This window comes from Gottfriedia acidiceleris, from assembly GCF_023115465.1.
GTDB lineage: Bacteria > Bacillota > Bacilli > Bacillales > Bacillaceae_G > Gottfriedia > Gottfriedia acidiceleris_B.
Genome location: NZ_CP096034.1, coordinates 3386245 through 3403901 on the forward strand (window position 1 = coordinate 3386245; position 17657 = coordinate 3403901).

Sequence of the window (17657 nt, forward strand, 5' to 3'; positions counted from 1 at the left end):
CCCAATTTATGGGCTCATGGCATACTTATTACTTACCTGACTTTTATCGTCACTTAACATTTGAATATAATCCTCATTTAATTGATCTGTTAAATGATCCCTATAGTGCCAAATTGATAATAAGCAAATTTTAAATTTTTCTATTATTCCTGCATTCTTTACTTTTCTAGCTACCTTTATTAATTCATTTAACCCTTCAATATATTGCTTATTTTCACATTTTAAAAGTGCCTGTGCGTAGCAGAAATCTAAATATAATTGTTGTTTATACAAATTTGAGCTATTTGCCATTTCATTAATTACTTTTTCATGTAGATTGATTAACGCTGAGGCATCTTCTAATCTACCTAATTTCACAAGGGATTCTATAATTCGCGGAATTCCTACATATAGATCATCTCGATCTTTAATCCAATCATAGTATTCATCAACATAATGTAATTCGTCAAAATCAAGTAATGTAACATAACGATTACCTATTGCAGCCTCTGCAAAAAAATCATTTATCTGACCATATTTATTTATGATTTCAAGAACTTCATCTAAAGAATTACTTAACCTATTTAAAGCGAAGCCTTGGTATACTAATGCGTAGCCAAAATGTTTTTCATTTTTTGCCATTTTTTCTAATCGCTTAGCATAATGAAGGACTTTGTCCCATTGTTTTAACATATAGTAAGTAGCCGTAATCCATAATATTGTTAATTCCTGAAAATCATCCGGCATATAGCTCACATATTCAAGTACATGCACAAGCGTAGCTGGTCCTTCATCTGTTAATCTATTTAAATAATACTTTCTAAAATAACTAATAGCGACTTCTTCAGCTGTTTGATCTGGCATGTGATGAATAATGATTTCATATAATGGCAAAGCCTCTTTTTCTTTTCCCTCAGCAAATAACTTTTCAGCAATCTCAAATAAATTTTGTAAATTTTTAGTCCGTATTGTCTTAGATTTTTCCTCTAACATTTCTGAAATGATAAAGTTTAACTCTTTTGTAAATCCATTAATTGCACATTTATAAATAAACGCTACACTTCTTCGTTTATCTAAAAATCGATTCTGATTAAAGCATAATTGTGTATAACTCGAGTAAAAGTGTCCTTCTACCAAACCGAACGCTTCCGTAATTGCATCTAAATAATGCAAAGAAAGTGGCTTTTTATTATTAAATACTCTACTAATATCACTAATATGGATTCCAGAATATTTAGCTAAATCAGCTTTATTCCAATTTTTGTCATTCATTAATGTAAGAAAATCATATAGAAGTATCTGATTCATAAGCTTTCCTCTCCATACTTGGTAAAAATCTTTCAATTCATCGTTTCCGCCAATTTATCTAGATAAAAAAATGGACATTTAGGTAATATTGCACGTGGTCTATTAGGTTAATTATACTATTTTGTCGTTTTTTTAAAATAGGAAATATTCAATTAGTTAATTAAATTTAATTAATTAAATCAATACTGTTTCATTATTTATTCAGAGTGTTGAATGAATTTTAAAATCCTCAATAGGGAAAACGGACTTTAAGTGAACATTAGATAATGATAAGGTTAGCATTTTTGAATAATCTTTTTAATGGTTTTAAATGTTAATATGCTTGGGCAATTTCATTATTTCAATAGAAATGATTTTTTTAGAAGTTAAAAATATTATGAGCTTTTTTAGAAAACAAATTGGATTGTTTAGTTTAATAACTGTTCAATATTAATTATCTACAATCTTATTAAGATACAACAGTTAGATTACTCTAAGGAAAGGCTATTTGATTAGGGTTTATCGCAGACATTTTTAGATGAAACAAATTGATTGGAATGGAGGGATGCTCGACTCCTATGGGATAAGCGGGAAGGCTGAGACCCCGCAGGCTTGCCGAGGAGGCTAAAGAATCTCGCCCCATGGAAAGCGAGCATCCTGTAATGGAAATCAACATCACTCTACTCCTTTTACGAAAATTTGATAATTAATTGACAAGGTAATTTTTCAACAGCATGAATAAATACTGTTTCATTATTTATTGTTTTTATTTCAGTTTGTATATTACTTTTACTGCCCTTCTGCATTCTTTTCCTATAATGGGAAATAATACCTTTGTATTTTATTAATCTTTTATTGGGGATGATTAAATGTTCAAAAAGATTATTTTTTTTATACCTGAATATCCAATTTTCATTCAAGCTTTTGTTACTTTTATCGTTCCTGTAGGCTTATGGAAGTTTTTTAAATGGGTTCATTTTATGGAGAAAGAGTGATTTAAATGAAGCGGTGGAGGTCCAAAATAAATCAGGAAAATGCGGTATCTCTAAATGATGAAGCTCAAAATTGTAATGAGAATCTATCCAGTGATCTCCAAGTTAATTTGGATCGGATGTTTAATGAAATTGGACATAATTCTGATGTGAAATTTAGAGAATTTTTATTAGGTGAAACAGACATTCAACTTGCAATTATTTTTATTGAAGGTTTATCAGATACTGAGCTAATTCAAAGTCATATAATGAGCGAGTTAATGGCTGGACTTTCTGCAATTGCAAATGAACAAAAAACAAATGGACTCTCTCTAAAACAAAATGAAATTAAAAAATATATTAAAGAGCAATCACTCGCAGTTTGTACAATTGAAGATGTTAATACTTATAAAAAATTAAAATCGGGAGTACTGTTTGGTTCAATTGCATTATTAATAGATGGTATATCTGAATGTTTTTTAATTGGTGAAGCATTAACAAAATCAAGAGATATTAAAGAACCAGATTCAGAAGCACTAGTACGTGGACCAAGAATTGGCTTTGTTGAAAACTTATCTGATAATACAGCCCTGCTTAGGCGTTCCGGAAAAACTCCAGATTTATCAATTATAGGATTTGAGATTGGAGAAGTATCAAAAAAAGAATTAGTAATAGCGTACATTTCAAATCTTGCTGATTCTCAACTTGTTGAAGAAGTAAAGAAAAGAATTAAAAGAATTGAAATTGATGCAGTCCCAGATTCAGGTTATATCGAACAATTAATAGAAGATAATTACTTAAGTCCATTTCCACAAATTCAAAGTACAGAACGACCAGATCGAGTTATGAGTGCATTAATGGAAGGTCGAGTTGCCATTTTATTAGATGGGTCACCATTTGCACTGATAGCCCCTGTAACATTTCAAATGTTAGTGCAATCACCTGAGGATTATTATGAGAGATGGGCTGCTGCTACATTGGTACGATCATTACGCTATCTTGCTTGTTTTATTGCTTTATTTGCTCCATCTTTATACATTGCATTTATTTCTTTTCACCAAGGCTTAATCCCGACAAAATTAGTATTTCATATTGCAGCGACTAGAGGCGGGGTACCTTTTCCTCCATTAATTGAAGCACTAATAATGGAAATCTCAATCGAAGTATTAAGGGAGGCCGGACTACGCTTACCTAAACCAATCGGGCAATCTTTAGGAATTGTTGGAGGATTAATTATTGGTCAGGCTGCAGTTGAAGCAGGAATTGTTAGTACAATCATGGTTATTGTCGTTGCAGTAACGGCAATTTCCTCATTTACATTGCCACAATATAATGTCGGAATTGCCCTTCGTATGCTTCGTTTTTTATCGATGCTTTTTGCGAGTGTATTTGGTTTATATGGAGTCATATTATTTTTCCTATTAGTATGTAGTCATTTAGTTAAACTCAAAAGCTTTGGTGTCCCTTATCTTAGTCCCCTTGCTCCAGTTCGATTTAGTGATTGGAAAGATTTCATCGTAAGAGCTCCACTATTTTTGATGAAAAATCGTCCAAAAAGCATTCAAGCTAAAAGAACCAGAAGGATGAAATAGAATTAGAAAGGAGGAGTACTAGAGTATGCTTTCAAAGCCTATTGATCAAATTTCAACGAATCAAACTGTGATGCTAATCGTAAATTTTATTTTTGGTGCAGGTATTTTAATATTACCAAGAAGTGTTACCGACAAAGTAAAAACTCCAGACGGTTGGATTTCCGTAATCATAGCCGGGTTGATCATTACCCTCTTAGTTTTTTTACTCGTTATGCTGTGTAAACAATATCCGAACGAAACATATTTTCAATTTAATCAAAAAATAATTGGTAAATGGTTAGGAATTTCATTAAGTATCATTATCATCATTTATTATATTTGTCTTTCCGCTTTAGAGGTTCGTGTAATGGCAGAAACGACTAGATTGTTCTTACTACAAGGTACTCCTACTTGGGCTATTTTAATTCCCTTTTTGTGGGTGGGTTTATATGTAGTTCTAGGAGGAATTAACCCAATCGCTAGGATTTTGGAGATTATTTTTCCAATTACTGTATTATTCTTTCTATTAGTTATTTTTTTAGGAATAGGAATTATTGAAATTGATAACTTACGTCCTGTACTAGGTAATGGTATTAAGCCTGTTCTTAATGGACTCAAAACAACTTCACTTTCTTTTTCAGGGTTTGAAGTAATTTTATTTATCTTTATGTTTATGAAGGATAAAAAGAAAGTATCAAAAACCATTCTATTCGGAATCGGAATTCCATTTATTTTTTATACAATAACGGTTGTTGCAGTAGTCGGTGCTTTCTCGGTAGACGGTGTTTTATTGCAAACTTGGCCCGTACTTACTTATATTCGCAGCTACGATATACAAGGTCTATTTGTAGAAAGATTTGACTCATTACTTCTAGTTATTTGGATTATGCAAATTTTCGCTACATATATCATTGCATTTTATATTTGTGCCCTGGGAATGACTCAAATTTTTAATAAGAAAAATATGAAACCGTTTCTCTTTGGTACATTACCATTTATTTACATCATTGCAATGATTCCTAAAGATGTAAATCAAACTTTAGCGCTGGGTGATACAATCGGAAATTCTGCTTTTTATATATTTGGGATCGTCCCTCTTCTACTTCTCGTAATTTCTTTTGTGAGGAAAAAATTTAATGGGAAAATGTAAAGTTTTTATCATTTCAATTTTCAATATAAGTCTCTTACTTTTATTATCGGGGTGCTGGAGTAGTAAACCAATCGAGGACTTAAATATTATAGTCGGATCTTCTTTAGATAAAGATGATGATGGAAAAATAAAATCCACCCTACAATATGCCGTCCCTGAGGCAATGACTACAAAAACAGGTGGAGGAGTTCCTACAAAACCTTATATAAATGTAATCGGAGAAGGCATTTCATTAGAACCTTCTGGATGGGAAACAACTTTAAGTAGGGAAGGGTACATTTTTGGAGCGCATCAAAAATGTGTTGTAATTAGTGAAGAACTTGCTAGAGAAATTAACCTGCGTGAGCTTACTGATTTATATTTTCGCGATATTGATATTCGTGGGAGTACGTTAATTTTTATAGCAAAAGGCAAAGCCAACCAAGCATTAGAAACAAAAGAACAAAATATCATCCCTTCATTACGGATCGTTGAAATTGCAAATGAATCACTTACCTCAGAAATTGTCAGTAAAACACCGTTAATAAAAATAGGAGGCTTAATGAACTCTGGTTCCAGTTTCCTACTTCAATTATTAGAAACAACCGAAAAAGGTGTAAAATTTTCAGGTGGGGCAATCTTTAATGGTAAGAAAAATAAAATGATTGGCACACTTAATACTCAGGAAGTAGAAGGGATTAATTGGATTACAGCAGAGGGCAAAGGTGGTGCTGTAAAGGCATTCACTAAAAAATCTGATGGTCCTACATGGTTTCAAATTGAATCCATGAAGAGAAAGGTCACACCTCATATAAAAGGTGACAAAATCTCTTTTGACGTAAAAATTGAGTCTGAAGGTAGAATTTCAGAATATTGGAACCCTAAATTAAGACCTGCATTTGAAGAGAAAAATGTTAATAGAATAAAAAAAGCAACTGAAGAGGAAGTTACAAAAATAGTAAAAAATGTAACAAATAAACTTCAAAATGAATATAAAACAGATGTTGCTGGATTTGGAAACGAAGTAAGAATTCAATACCCAAAAAAATGGAAAAAAATGAAGGGAAATTGGGATGAACGATTTAGTAAAGCTAAAATAAACTATGAAGTTAATATTACGATCAGAGACTATGGTATGATTGGAAAGAAAAAAAACAAATAACAAATAAAGCTCGAATCCATAAATTAAAAGGATTTGAGCTTTATCATTTTAAGATTTTCGTTTTATCGTCGATAAGGTTCTTCATTTGTTTGTATGAAGACGCTAGAAATGACTTTTTCCTTACTTAATTCCAATGTAATTATTTTTTTCATTTCTGAAACTAGAATAGGATCAACACCTATTACTTCCGTATTTTCGTAATGTGCCGAAAATAGGTCATAAAATAAATGAGGAAATAATAAATCAGCTTTTAGAAACTGGTACTGCAAACATGCTAACGGATTAATTTCATGATATGCGATGATTATTTTCTTCATTAACTTTGGATTCCAATTTTTTTCTTTTTTCATTATAATATTTAAAATTCTTCTCATATCATGAATCGGTAATTCGATTTTTAACGAACTCATATTAAAGAAATATAAATTCCCATCTTCTCCAATTATAAGATCATTTACATCAAAATTCTGATAGCATAATGTTTTCGTTTGTGCTATCTCTTCAACTACTTCAACAATATATTTATCAACTATAGCTAAAGCTTTTTCACATTGCATTAAAACTATATTTATATTTTTTAAAAACAGCTTATCGATTTCATTTTGAAGCTTTAACTTAGCTCTTTCTTCTTTCCATTTTGTTAATTTTAAAAATTTATTTTGTAAATCATTTTTCCAATTTGATTGAATGGATGAAACTTGCTCAGTTGTTAATTCTATGCCTACTGAAGCTTTATGAAAAGAAGCGATTCCATTCATCAACAGAATAAGATCATCTTCACTCTCAAAATTTGGTCTCCTCCCATTAACAGCTTCAAATAACATAAAATATTCATCTATCCTCTTTACAAAACCCTCACCTAATTTAGTTGTTAATACCTCTGGTGTAAATACGCCATTATCTCTAAGATAGTCAATTGCATAAATCATGAATTCTATATATCTTTCATCAATTGAAACTTTCTTTAATAATACTTCACCGATATTAGTATCAATGGGCCACTCAGCTTTTTTTTCATCAATGTATTCTAAAGACTTATGTTTTACTTCTAAAGGGTAATTTGCAATTACTTTTTTTACTAATTCACTAAAAAAAGCGTCCAAAAAAATACCTCCCAAATAATACTTATCCATTGTTAATCTATGAATATGTACATGTTTAGAGACGGCTAATCTACTAAATAAATTAGGAAGTAAATTATTTTCTGCTAATAAATTTCTTACTTTTTCAAAAAATAATTGTTTAATTTTCAAAATTTATGATTTATCTTCTTTCTATATAAGCTTAGTTATAAGTTTCTAGCTTTTTCAAATAATAATTGATGATTTTTATACACTTATTAAACCTGTACAAATAAAAAAATCCTAAAGATTTTAACCCAGGATTATCACGCTGGTGAAAAATATTCTTGAGATTTATACCTAATGATCGTTAAGGGGGATTAGCGAGGTTGAACTCCACTAAAGGGAAATCAACCTCACACAACTTCTTTTACAATTAAAAATACGGAAATTAGCACATTGAATCTTTTATTGAGTAAAACAACCTCAAATTTCTCATAATATTCATTAAAAGGAGTTTTATGAATGAAAGAAATATTGATTTTTGTTTTGTTATCATTTTTTTGTTTCTTGTTATTTTACGGGCTTACATTATTACAAGGTTTTGATCTGCATTATTTAATTTTAGCGATTTCTTATAATAAGGTTGGTTTTATGACTCTAGATAAAATTTTAATTATTTATTTCATTCTCTATTTTGGATTAACAATGTTTGTGAATCTAAGAAAGAGATAACTTTTTTTGGATTTTTAAAGTCACAAATAGAATGAATGGCAAAATAATTTGAAACGGAACATGAAGATATTTAGGGACTAAATCAAGTCCTATATGAACATGCTGAGCATAAGATACGGTTGTAAATATACTAAAACATATAATAATAATTCCGATTAAAAATGTTATTAACCAGTTTTCTTTTAAATGGAAAATTTCCATCGTCCCTATAACTGCCCCAAAAAATAAAATTGATATTTTAATAAACCCCAAAATTACAAATACGATTACTGCTAGTGACTCTAATCTAGTAAAAAAGTCTCCAATGTTTATTAATGATACGCTTGAAAGTACTGGATAGGTTGAAGCTTTAAAAATAATTTCACCTAAATTAGCAATATGTATGATTGTCGATATGATTAGAAAGAATCCAGCATAGATCATTGCTAAATAGCTCATTTTATGTGCATTTTTTGGCTGATCATAATGTTGTAACAATAATAAAAATACGATTGACTCTCCAAATGGAAAAGTTACAGTTGTTGGAAAGACTGATTTTAAAACTGGTTTCCATCCGTATTCAAGGAAGGGTTTTAAATGGGAAAAATTTAAAAATCCAGTTAATAATTGTGAAAAAATGAGGATAAAAACCATAATACCACTTAATAAAAAACAAACCCAAACCGTTCTAGCAAAGCTTGTAAAACCTTTCATCACAGTATAAATTAAAAGAAACATCATTAACATCGAAATTGTAAATAAACCTGTATTATCTAATGCAACGGTTAAAATAAGCTCTGCAAAATCCCTCATAACTCTCGATGCAATATAAATACAATAAACAACATATAATACGCCAATGAAGTTGCCTATATATTTTCCCCACGCTGTTTGAAAGCACTTAATTAGTGAATTAGACGGATTATTTTTATAGATTCCCAAATATAAGCTTAATAAGATTAATCCGCAAAAAAGACTAATCAAGATTGCTAACCAAGCATCCCTTCCAGCATCTTGTGCAGGATCAACCGCTACAGCACTACCTATTAAATAAATTGCTAATAAACTAAATAATTGCTCTGAATTAAATTTCATATTTTGCATTACATCACCTTATTTCTTCTTCATAATAACAGGATCTCCTAGTAAGCCACTTCGTTTAATAATGACAGTTGTTTTCACATTTACTTTTGCTTTTGCGAAATCATCTGCCCAATGGCTTTTAAGTTGTTTCCATTTTTTAGGATCATTAGTATGTATCATATCTCCGAATCCGAAGACATCACTTTTATAGTTTTGAGCAGATTTAATACTATGCTCAATCTGTTGTTTAACTACTAAACCAGCTTGTTTTTCAATTTTTATTAACTCTTGAACACTTTCAATATTTACCGAACAACCCGTTTCATCAAGTAATGTAAGGAGAGTATTATCAATATGAATAATTGGAATATCCCCTTTAACTTTCACATTCGTTTTTATACGTTGAGCATGTAGACGTAGTGAACTATATTTATTATTTCCACAAGGCACTGCAAAATTTGTTTGTTTAATTTTATCCAATACCATTAAGATGCCTCTTACATCTCGTCCGGAGATCCATCCTGCTAGTTTACTATCTCGAAATAAAGCTAAGTCATCGATTTTAGTTTGGGCTGGCTGCATCGTTTGTAAATTATTTAACGTATTTTTTTCTTTATTTCCGTTAACAATTTCAACTCCACTAATCGCAATCTCTTTCCCTGAATAGGTAAGATCTTCTCCTAATTCATATACATTTGGATTGACGCTTTCACCTAATGAAAAATTAACATTTTGTATTTTTGAAACCATTTCTGCTGATGAAACTTTATTAATAGGTGTCATTGTATTTAATATTTGTTCAGCTGATGAATTTTTAGCTACAAGAACAGACATAAAAGCAGAGACCCTCGGTTCCCGAATAATCGCGTCTACTATTTCTTCTATACCATGCTTGGCTGCAGTCTCTCCTATTACAGTTAAACCGACATGGGTAAAGTCCTTATTCTTCGTTATTTTTTTACCTGCTTCTCGAATTGCTTCTGATAATGTTTTCCCAGTACTTGTATAAAGAATGACTGGTGAAGAATTGCCACCACCATTTTGACCGGTAGCTAAATCAGTTGGATTAATAACTTGTAAAGTAACCTTAAAATTGGATTTATCAGTCCAATCGACACCTAATCCTGTAATAAATGAAATTTTATTTAGCTCCATATAATTGTTACACCCTGAAAGTAGCAAACAAATAGACATGATTAACTTTAATTTAAGATTACGATTCATTATCTTCACCGTTTTTAGTTTTTTGTTGTTTTCTTGTTCGTGTTGAATCTGGTACAAAGTCTTTACTTGAAGTCTTTAATTTTTTCCAAGGTAAACGGATAAAATTATCTTCATTATCTCTGATTGATAATGGAGATATTGGCATTAAGTATGGCACTCCAAATGAATCGATCGTATTTAAATGAACTAGCCAAAATAAAAACATTAATGCAATTCCATACAATCCTGCAACTCCTGCACTTAAAATAAATAAATATCTGAGTAGTCGTGCAGATGAAGCAACACTGTAATAAGGAAGAGTAAAACTTGAAATACCAGTAATTGAAACAAAGATAATCATTGCAGTAGATATAATTCCCGCTTGTACAACAGCTTGGCCTATTACAAGTGCTCCAACTATTGCTACAGTTGATGCAAGGACTCTTGGACTACGAATACTCGCTTCCCTAATAATTTCAAATGCAAATTCCATTAGTAATAACTCAACGATCGCAGGAAATGGTACACTTTCTCTTTGAGCTGCAAGACTAACTAATAGTGGTGTTGGGATCATTGAACGATGGTGTGTAATTAATGCAAGATACAAAGCTGAAACTAATAATGATGTAAAAAATGCTGTAAATCTTAATAATCGTAAAAAGGTTCCAACTATATATCGTTGATTATAATCATCAGGAGATTGGAAAAACATAGGTAAAGTAGCTGGAAGTACTAACCCTATTGGACTACCATCTACGATAATTCCAATTTTACCTTCTAATAAATTTGCGGCAATTACATCAGGTCTTTCACTGTCCAAGACAGTTGGAAATGGACTGAAGGGTTTTGATTCAATTAGATATTCAATATTTATTGATTCCAAAACTCCATTCACTTGGGAATTCTTTAGTCTTTCTTTTAAATTATGCAAAAGATCTTGATCAACCTTGTCATCAAGATAAGAAATGACTACACTCGTATTCGTAACATCGCCAACTTTAATTATTTCCATTTTAAATTGAGCACTTCGAAGTCGATAACGAAGAAGTGACATATTCGTTGCGATTGATTCAGTGAAACTATCTTTTGGACCTCGAATAATCGTTTGCCCAGTTGATTCTGAGACGGAACGGAATTGCCCACTTTTTGTATCAATTAGCAATACCTTAAGCTGATTATCAATAAAAATTGCTGTGTCACCATTTAACACTGCCATCATTATGTTATTCCATTCATTTTCAGTTTTTACTTGTGGAACATCAAACGTATTCTCTTTCATTTCATTGAAAAAATTAATATCGTTTAAACTATCTAAATTCGAGTTTTTCCATTTATGTAGAATTGGATCAACGATAAATTGACTAATCGCGTCACCATTTGAAATGCCTTGCAAATGTACTAGAGCCATTTTTCTTTTTTTCGATTCCCCAGCCTCAAACTCTCTAACAATTAAATCTGCACAATATTGCAGTTCACTTTTTATATTTTGTAAATTTTTTTGTAATTCGGATGATAAAACAACTGGAGTTTTAACTTCAATTGATTCTTTACTTCTCTTTGGATAACCCAATCGCATATCAATCACCTAAGTCATTTATTTAATACTATTTAAAATTTGTTAAATGCAGAAAAATTATGCTATTTATTACCAATTTTTTGAACAAGCGTATAATTAACGTGAAAAATAACCTTAATTAGTTAATATTTACACAATTTTCTTAATAAATTAGCAGAATTTTATTCTTTAGTGGGAAAAACGTTGATCTTATAAGAGAAAAATAACCCAATTGACTGGTTGTTAAATATTACCAATAATTAGAATATAAGGATAATTCCTTAAACTTAATTTAAAGGGGTGTTTTTTATTGAAAAGCAATTTTATAGTGCCACTCAAAGTTGTTTCTACTAGTTTTATAGCAGCTAGTTTGCTATTTTCTAGTCACACTTTTGCTTCAGTTGGTTCAATTTCACAAGGTGACATTTATAACGTAGAAGATTATTTAAAAAATTTATCAAAAGAGGATCGTAACCGAGTACATAACAGTGTTGATTCGTCAGATAAAGAAAAATATTTATCACCTAACCTTAATACAACAAGTAATAATCCTGTAAACATCATTGTTCAATTCGCACAAGATCCTGCTAAAACGGAAGTTAAGAATAACGAAGAAAACGGAATTGAAGTCTCTTTAGACGATGCAAAAAATAAAGTGGAAAAATCTCATCAAACTTTTAAAAATAAAATTAGACAAGAAAAAAAGGACTTGTCAGCTATTCAAATTCGTAAAGAGTACCGTCAAGCATTCAATGGTGTTGCGATGACTGTACCGGCAAATGAAGTACATACTATTCTTGCGATGGATGAAGTAAAAGCAGTGATTGAAGATAAAGTAATCAAGATTGATTCATCTCCTTCAGAGGTTCAAAAAACTGAGTCAGGTAGTCTTTCCCCTGCAGTAGATAGTACTGAAAATATCGGTGCAACAAAACTCCATGAAGAAGGTATTACTGGTAAAGGCGTAAAAGTTGCTGTAATTGATACTGGAATTGATTATAATCATCCAGATTTAAAAGATATTTATAAAGGCGGATACGATTTTGTGAATAACGATTCCGATCCAATGGAAACAACTTACGACGATTGGAAAAAATCAGCACAACCTGAAATCAGTCCATTTGGTGGCTCAACTTACTACACTTTCCATGGAACTCATGTATCAGGAACGATTGCAGGACAAGGTAAGAATAAAACAGATTATGCAGTTACTGGTGTTGCACCTGGAGTTGAATTATATGCGTATAAAGTGCTTGGCCCATACGGTTCAGGCTACACTAGTAATATTATCGCTGGCATTGACAAAGCAGTAGCAGACGGAATGGATGTTATTAATCTATCACTTGGATCTGATCATAATGACCCCCTTGATCCAAATTCGATTGCAATCAATAATGCTACATTGGCTGGTACGACAGCAGTAATTTCAGCTGGAAATTCAGGAAGTGACCTATATTCACTTGGTTCACCTGGAACTTCTCCGCTTGCTATTACAGTTGGAGCGAGTGATTTTTCAATGACAATCCCTACAGCTATTGGTACGGTTAGTTCGAATGATACTCTTCTATCGTTAACAAATTTAAAACTACTTGCAAAGAGCTATGATGATGACATAAATACTTTTAAAAACCAATCTCTTCCAATCGTATTTGTTGGCCTAGGAAATAGTGAAAGTGATTATAGTGGCAAAGATGTTAATGGAAAAATTGCTCTAATCGAACGTGGAGTCCTTAGCTTAAATGAAAAAGTAATACTTGCAAAGAAACACGGTGCAAAAGCAGTAATAATGTATAATAATAACCCGACAGAAGGTCAAATTCCTCATTATCTTGGAAACGGCTTTGACTTTATCCCTTCATTTTCACTTACAAATGAAGATGGACTAAAAGTTGTAAATCGAGTAAAACAAGGAAATGCTACATTTACTTTAAACTCAATTGGAGAAATGAAAACTGGTGGGGATACATTAGCTGATTTTAGTTCACGTGGTCCTTCTAACAGATTTTATGATATTAAACCAGAAGTGACTGCACCAGGAGTTGCTGTATTCTCAAGCGTACCAGCTTATGTAAACGGAGCAGAGCATTTAACTGATTATAAGAATGCATATATGAGTGCATCAGGTACATCAATGGCTTCTCCACACGTTGCTGGAGCTGCTGCCCTTCTTCTACAAGAACATCCAGAATACAAACCTGAAGATGTTAAAGCAGCTTTAATGAATACCGCGGATAAGCTGAAAAAAGATTACAGTGTATTTGAAGTCGGTGCTGGAAGAATTGATGTATATGAAGCAGCGCATTCTGACGTGCGTATTAAAGTACTAGATCATGCAATTACCACAAAAGATGGAAAAGATATACCAATACCAGATGTTACAGGTGCATTAAGCTTTGGGCCTCAAGTAACTGCAGGTAAAGCAAAAACAGATTCACGAGTGGTTTCTATAACAAACAATAGTAACAATAAGAAAACATTTAAGCTAGAAATTAAATTTAATAAAAATGTAAAAGGTTCTAAAGATGCTTCAACTAACAATATTTCACTAGATGTTCCTTCTACCGTTACAGTTAATGCAAACAAAACGGTAAAAATTAATCCTATGATTCATATCCCTGCATCTGCTGAATTCGGTAACTACGAGGGATATGTTTATATTACAAACAATAGTAATCCTGATGAAGTTTATCAATTACCATTTGGCTTCAAGCATTTAGCTGAAGGTATTAATAAAATTAACGCATTTGAAGATGCATTTACAACACGACGTGATTTAAATAATAGTTTCCCATACGGAACAGGTATTGAATTTGCATTAAATAGTTCAATGGAAACAGTAGATTTTGTATTAAAAGATGCAAAAACTGGACAAGCGCTGGGCCTTTTTGATGCATTTGAAGGACTTTTCACTGAGGACATACCTTTTGTAGTTGAATCCCCGTTTAATGGATTATATTTTCCTTTTACTGAACATAAGGATCATCCAATAGCTTATTCAAAAAAGCTTGCTCCTCCAGGAAAATATGAACTAGAACTAATCGCTACTAACAGAGAAGGTAAAACATTTAAAAAGTCTGATACATTTTTCATTGAAAATACGAACCCTGTTGTTAAAATGCAACAACCAGGTGGAGTATACGAAGTTACTGAAGATGGTATGACTGTAAAAGGAAATATTTATGATGAGCAAGTAGCCATTATGAATCAGAACGGTTTTTACTGGGATCAGTCATCTAATATGATCAACCTTATTAATAAAACGAAATATTCTACTACCCCATTATCAATTGAAAAAAATGGTGACTTTCAATTTAAGACTAGTCTATTAGATGGTAAAGATGTAACAAAGTATACACTTAACGAACGTGACTATGCACAAAACGGTATGCAAGATCATCCAGATTTCTCATACACCCTTGTTAAAAAAGGACTTCCTTATACGAAACTTGTAGCGAACAAAAATGATGTAAAATATGGTGAAAATGTAACCCTATCACTAAGTGCACATAATATTAAAGATTTAACTGGTGGGGAATTTACATTAGCATTCCCTTCATCAACATATGACATTGCAAATATAACTTTAAATAAAGATTTTACTGATTATGCTAAGTCACATGGTTTAAATGCTGATCTTAAACTAATTGAGCAAACTGCAAGTAAAATAACTCTTAATACTCAATTAACAGGTGAATCAATACAACCGATTCAAACTGCTATGCCATTAATCGATATTAGTTTTAAAGTGAAGGAAAAACCAAGCACCTATATAAAATGGATTCAGAATATTGATATAACAAAATCTACAGCATTTTCTTTAAATCAAGCACCTACGACAATTCAAGGTTTTGGCCAAGGTATAAATATTGTTCCAACATACTCTCAACTTGAAGGGGGTATTCTTGCAGATGGATTTTTAGATAATAATGGTATCTGGCTAGACTACAAGAAAGATTTTTCAAAAGCTGGAATGAGTTTAAAATTGATTTCAAAAAATGGAAGGACTTATACAGGAGAATTTAACAGTAGTTCACGTTACTTTATTAAAAATATTCCAGTTTCAAATGAAGATTACGATTTAACAATTAAAATACCAGGACATTTCGATCGTCATGTATCAGTTAATGATTTATATGATCAAATGAATGGTGATATTGTTGGTCGTTTATCTTACATTTTATATGCACCAGTTATGGGTGGAGATGTAAATAACGATGATGTAATCGATGTATTAGATGCGGATTATATTAAAACATATTGGGGCACTAACAAGCGTGCAGCTGATATCAATTTCGATGGGATTGTTGACGCAAAGGATATGAGTTTTATTCAAAAGAATTATTTAACGCCAAACCCTGATGTCAAAGACGTTCCAAAAGGTAAAAAGAAAATTAAAGGTGAAACTTTAGAAGATATTTTGAAGGATTTAAACATTCAATAAAGGATAGAAAAAACGTCGGATTTTTATATCCGACGTTTTTACATGCTGTTGAAAAACTACCTTGTCAATTAATTATCAAATTTTCGTGAAAGGAGTAGAGTGATGTTGATTTCCATTACAGGATGCTCGCTTTCCATGGGGCGAGATTCTTTAGCCTCCTCGGCAAGCCTGTGGGGTCTCAGCCTTCCCGCTTATCCCATAGGAGTCGAGCATCCCTCCATTCCAATCAACTTATTCATCTAAAAATGTCTGCGATAAACCCTAATCAAATAGCCTTTCCTTAGAGTAATCTAACTTTAATCAGATTGTAGATCAATTAATATTGAACATTTATTAAACTAAACAATCGAATTTGTTTTCTAAAAAAAGCTTATAATATTTTTAACGTCTAAAAAAATCAATTCTATTGTTATTGAAATAATAAAATTGCTCAAACATATTAACATTTAAAATCATTAAAAAATCATTCAAAGAATGCTAATTTTATCATTATAAATGTTCATTTAAAGTCCGTTTTCCCTATTGACGTCTTTATATTTCAACACTCTGAAAAAACGTCGGGCTTTTATATCCGACGTTTTTATATTTCATAATTTATTTTTAAAACGAACTTAAAAAATTCTTCATTTCATTAATTAACTCTTCAGGTGACTCATACATGCTCATATGTCCTGCATTGTTTAAAGTAACAGTTTTAATATTTTCTTTTTCGACTGAAAAAGTCTTTTCAGGTGGTATAATCTGATCGTCTTTACCTGCAAGTAAAAGTACAGGTAAACTTGTATCGTTAAGGACATGATTTCGGTCGGGTCTATTTTTCATGCTTACTAGTGCATTGACTGTGCCAACTACTGAAGTTTTATACCCTATTTGCTTTGCTTGATTTATCTCTGAACTATTAGTTTGGATATTTTTTGGAGAGAAAAGTTTAGGAATTAATCCGTCCACTACGTTTTTCACTCCTTCATTTTTCACTTTTTCACTAGTTGATACTCTACCTTTTTTTGCTTCTTCACTATCTGGATATGCAGTAGAGTGGATTAATGAAAATCCATTTATGTAATTAGAATATCTTTCAGCGAATGCAAGTGTAATATAGCCTCCTAATGAGTGGCCAAACAACGTTATTTGCTTTATGTTTAGTTGATCTAAGAAATCTTTCAACACATCTGCGTAATCTTCAATTGAATGCTCTTCTTTTATAGCTGTAGAGTCTCCATGTCCTGGTAAATCAACTGCTATCACACGATAATCCTCTGCCAACTTTGGAATTACTTTTTCCCAATATGCATGACTTCCCATAAAGCCATGAATTAAAACGATTGGCTTCCCTTTGCCTTGATCTTTATACGCAATTGATAAATTTTCAAGTTCTACTTTACTATTAATGATCATTCAACTCCATTCGAATATCTAATATCTCTTACTAACATAAATGAATCCTATGAACAAAATTCTGCACTTTAATTATTTTCTCCTCTCTTTTCTGTAAATAATCTTT

Annotated in this window: 11 protein-coding genes; 5 read left to right on the plus strand and 6 right to left on the minus strand. The window is 31.6% G+C overall.

Going from position 1 to position 17657, the window contains the following annotated elements:
* Positions 1 to 6: 6 nt before the first annotated feature.
* Complete coding sequence (locus MY490_RS16130) at positions 7 to 1287, minus strand: helix-turn-helix domain-containing protein (protein WP_248266594.1); 1281 nt, start codon at positions 1285 to 1287, stop codon at positions 7 to 9.
* Between the two features lie 848 nt (positions 1288 to 2135).
* Between MY490_RS16130 and MY490_RS22170 the strand changes: the two genes are divergently transcribed.
* From MY490_RS22170 to MY490_RS16145, 4 genes are read left to right on the plus strand one after another with little or no spacing between them, the layout of a single operon-like run.
* Positions 2136 to 2261 (plus strand): hypothetical protein, encoded by a 126-nt coding sequence (locus MY490_RS22170; RefSeq protein WP_282439800.1) that lies wholly within the window; start codon positions 2136 to 2138, stop codon positions 2259 to 2261.
* Positions 2262 to 2266: 5 nt separating this feature from the next.
* Entirely contained in the window at positions 2267 to 3829 is a 1563-nt protein-coding gene (locus tag MY490_RS16135; protein ID WP_248266595.1) for a spore germination protein, read from the plus strand.
* Between the two features lie 25 nt (positions 3830 to 3854).
* Positions 3855 to 4958 (plus strand): GerAB/ArcD/ProY family transporter, encoded by a 1104-nt coding sequence (locus MY490_RS16140; RefSeq protein ID WP_248266596.1) that lies wholly within the window; start codon positions 3855 to 3857, stop codon positions 4956 to 4958.
* Positions 4945 to 6099 (plus strand): Ger(x)C family spore germination protein, encoded by a 1155-nt coding sequence (locus tag MY490_RS16145; protein ID WP_248266597.1) that lies wholly within the window; start codon positions 4945 to 4947, stop codon positions 6097 to 6099. The genes MY490_RS16140 and MY490_RS16145 overlap by 14 nt, the downstream gene beginning before the upstream one ends.
* A gap of 62 nt (positions 6100 to 6161) precedes the next feature.
* Here MY490_RS16145 and MY490_RS16150 read toward each other — a convergent pair whose 3' ends face one another.
* From MY490_RS16150 to MY490_RS16165, 4 genes are all read right to left on the minus strand, one after another.
* Positions 6162 to 7202 (minus strand): CotS family spore coat protein, encoded by a 1041-nt coding sequence (locus MY490_RS16150; RefSeq protein ID WP_248266598.1) that lies wholly within the window; start codon positions 7200 to 7202, stop codon positions 6162 to 6164.
* 678 nt (positions 7203 to 7880) lie between these two features.
* Positions 7881 to 8978, minus strand: coding sequence for a GerAB/ArcD/ProY family transporter (locus MY490_RS16155; RefSeq protein ID WP_248266599.1), 1098 nt, complete (start codon positions 8976 to 8978; stop codon positions 7881 to 7883).
* 9 nt (positions 8979 to 8987) lie between these two features.
* Positions 8988 to 10112 carry a Ger(x)C family spore germination protein gene (locus MY490_RS16160; RefSeq protein ID WP_248266600.1) on the minus strand — a complete coding sequence of 375 codons (1125 nt, stop codon included), beginning with the start codon at positions 10110 to 10112 and terminating at the stop codon, positions 8988 to 8990.
* A gap of 58 nt (positions 10113 to 10170) precedes the next feature.
* The gene (locus MY490_RS16165; protein WP_248266601.1) at positions 10171 to 11736 is read right to left on the minus strand and encodes a spore germination protein; all 1566 of its coding nucleotides are present in this window, start codon (positions 11734 to 11736) and stop codon (positions 10171 to 10173) included.
* 289 nt (positions 11737 to 12025) lie between these two features.
* Between MY490_RS16165 and MY490_RS16170 the strand changes: the two genes are divergently transcribed.
* A complete protein-coding gene (locus MY490_RS16170; RefSeq protein ID WP_248266602.1) occupies positions 12026 to 16156 on the plus strand; it encodes a S8 family serine peptidase in 4131 nt (1376 codons plus the stop codon).
* Between the two features lie 600 nt (positions 16157 to 16756).
* Here the strand turns inward: MY490_RS16170 and MY490_RS16175 are convergent.
* Positions 16757 to 17551 carry an alpha/beta fold hydrolase gene (locus tag MY490_RS16175; RefSeq protein ID WP_248266603.1) on the minus strand — a complete coding sequence of 265 codons (795 nt, stop codon included), beginning with the start codon at positions 17549 to 17551 and terminating at the stop codon, positions 16757 to 16759.
* Between the last annotated feature and the right edge of the window lie 106 nt (positions 17552 to 17657).

What these genes read in the sequence shown, in the direction of transcription:
- MY490_RS16165 (WP_248266601.1), bottom strand. Translation starts at nt 11,736, where the DNA reads ATGCGATTGGGTTATCCAAAGAGAAGTAAAGAATCAATTGAAGTTAAA.
- MY490_RS16175 (WP_248266603.1), bottom strand. Translation starts at nt 17,551, where the DNA reads ATGATCATTAATAGTAAAGTAGAACTTGAAAATTTATCAATTGCGTAT.
- MY490_RS16155 (WP_248266599.1), bottom strand. Translation starts at nt 8,978, where the DNA reads ATGCAAAATATGAAATTTAATTCAGAGCAATTATTTAGTTTATTAGCA.
- MY490_RS16130 (WP_248266594.1), bottom strand. Translation starts at nt 1,287, where the DNA reads ATGAATCAGATACTTCTATATGATTTTCTTACATTAATGAATGACAAA.
- MY490_RS22170 (WP_282439800.1), top strand. Translation starts at nt 2,136, where the DNA reads ATGTTCAAAAAGATTATTTTTTTTATACCTGAATATCCAATTTTCATT.
- MY490_RS16140 (WP_248266596.1), top strand. Translation starts at nt 3,855, where the DNA reads ATGCTTTCAAAGCCTATTGATCAAATTTCAACGAATCAAACTGTGATG.
- MY490_RS16145 (WP_248266597.1), top strand. Translation starts at nt 4,945, where the DNA reads ATGGGAAAATGTAAAGTTTTTATCATTTCAATTTTCAATATAAGTCTC.
- MY490_RS16135 (WP_248266595.1), top strand. Translation starts at nt 2,267, where the DNA reads ATGAAGCGGTGGAGGTCCAAAATAAATCAGGAAAATGCGGTATCTCTA.
- MY490_RS16160 (WP_248266600.1), bottom strand. Translation starts at nt 10,112, where the DNA reads ATGGAGCTAAATAAAATTTCATTTATTACAGGATTAGGTGTCGATTGG.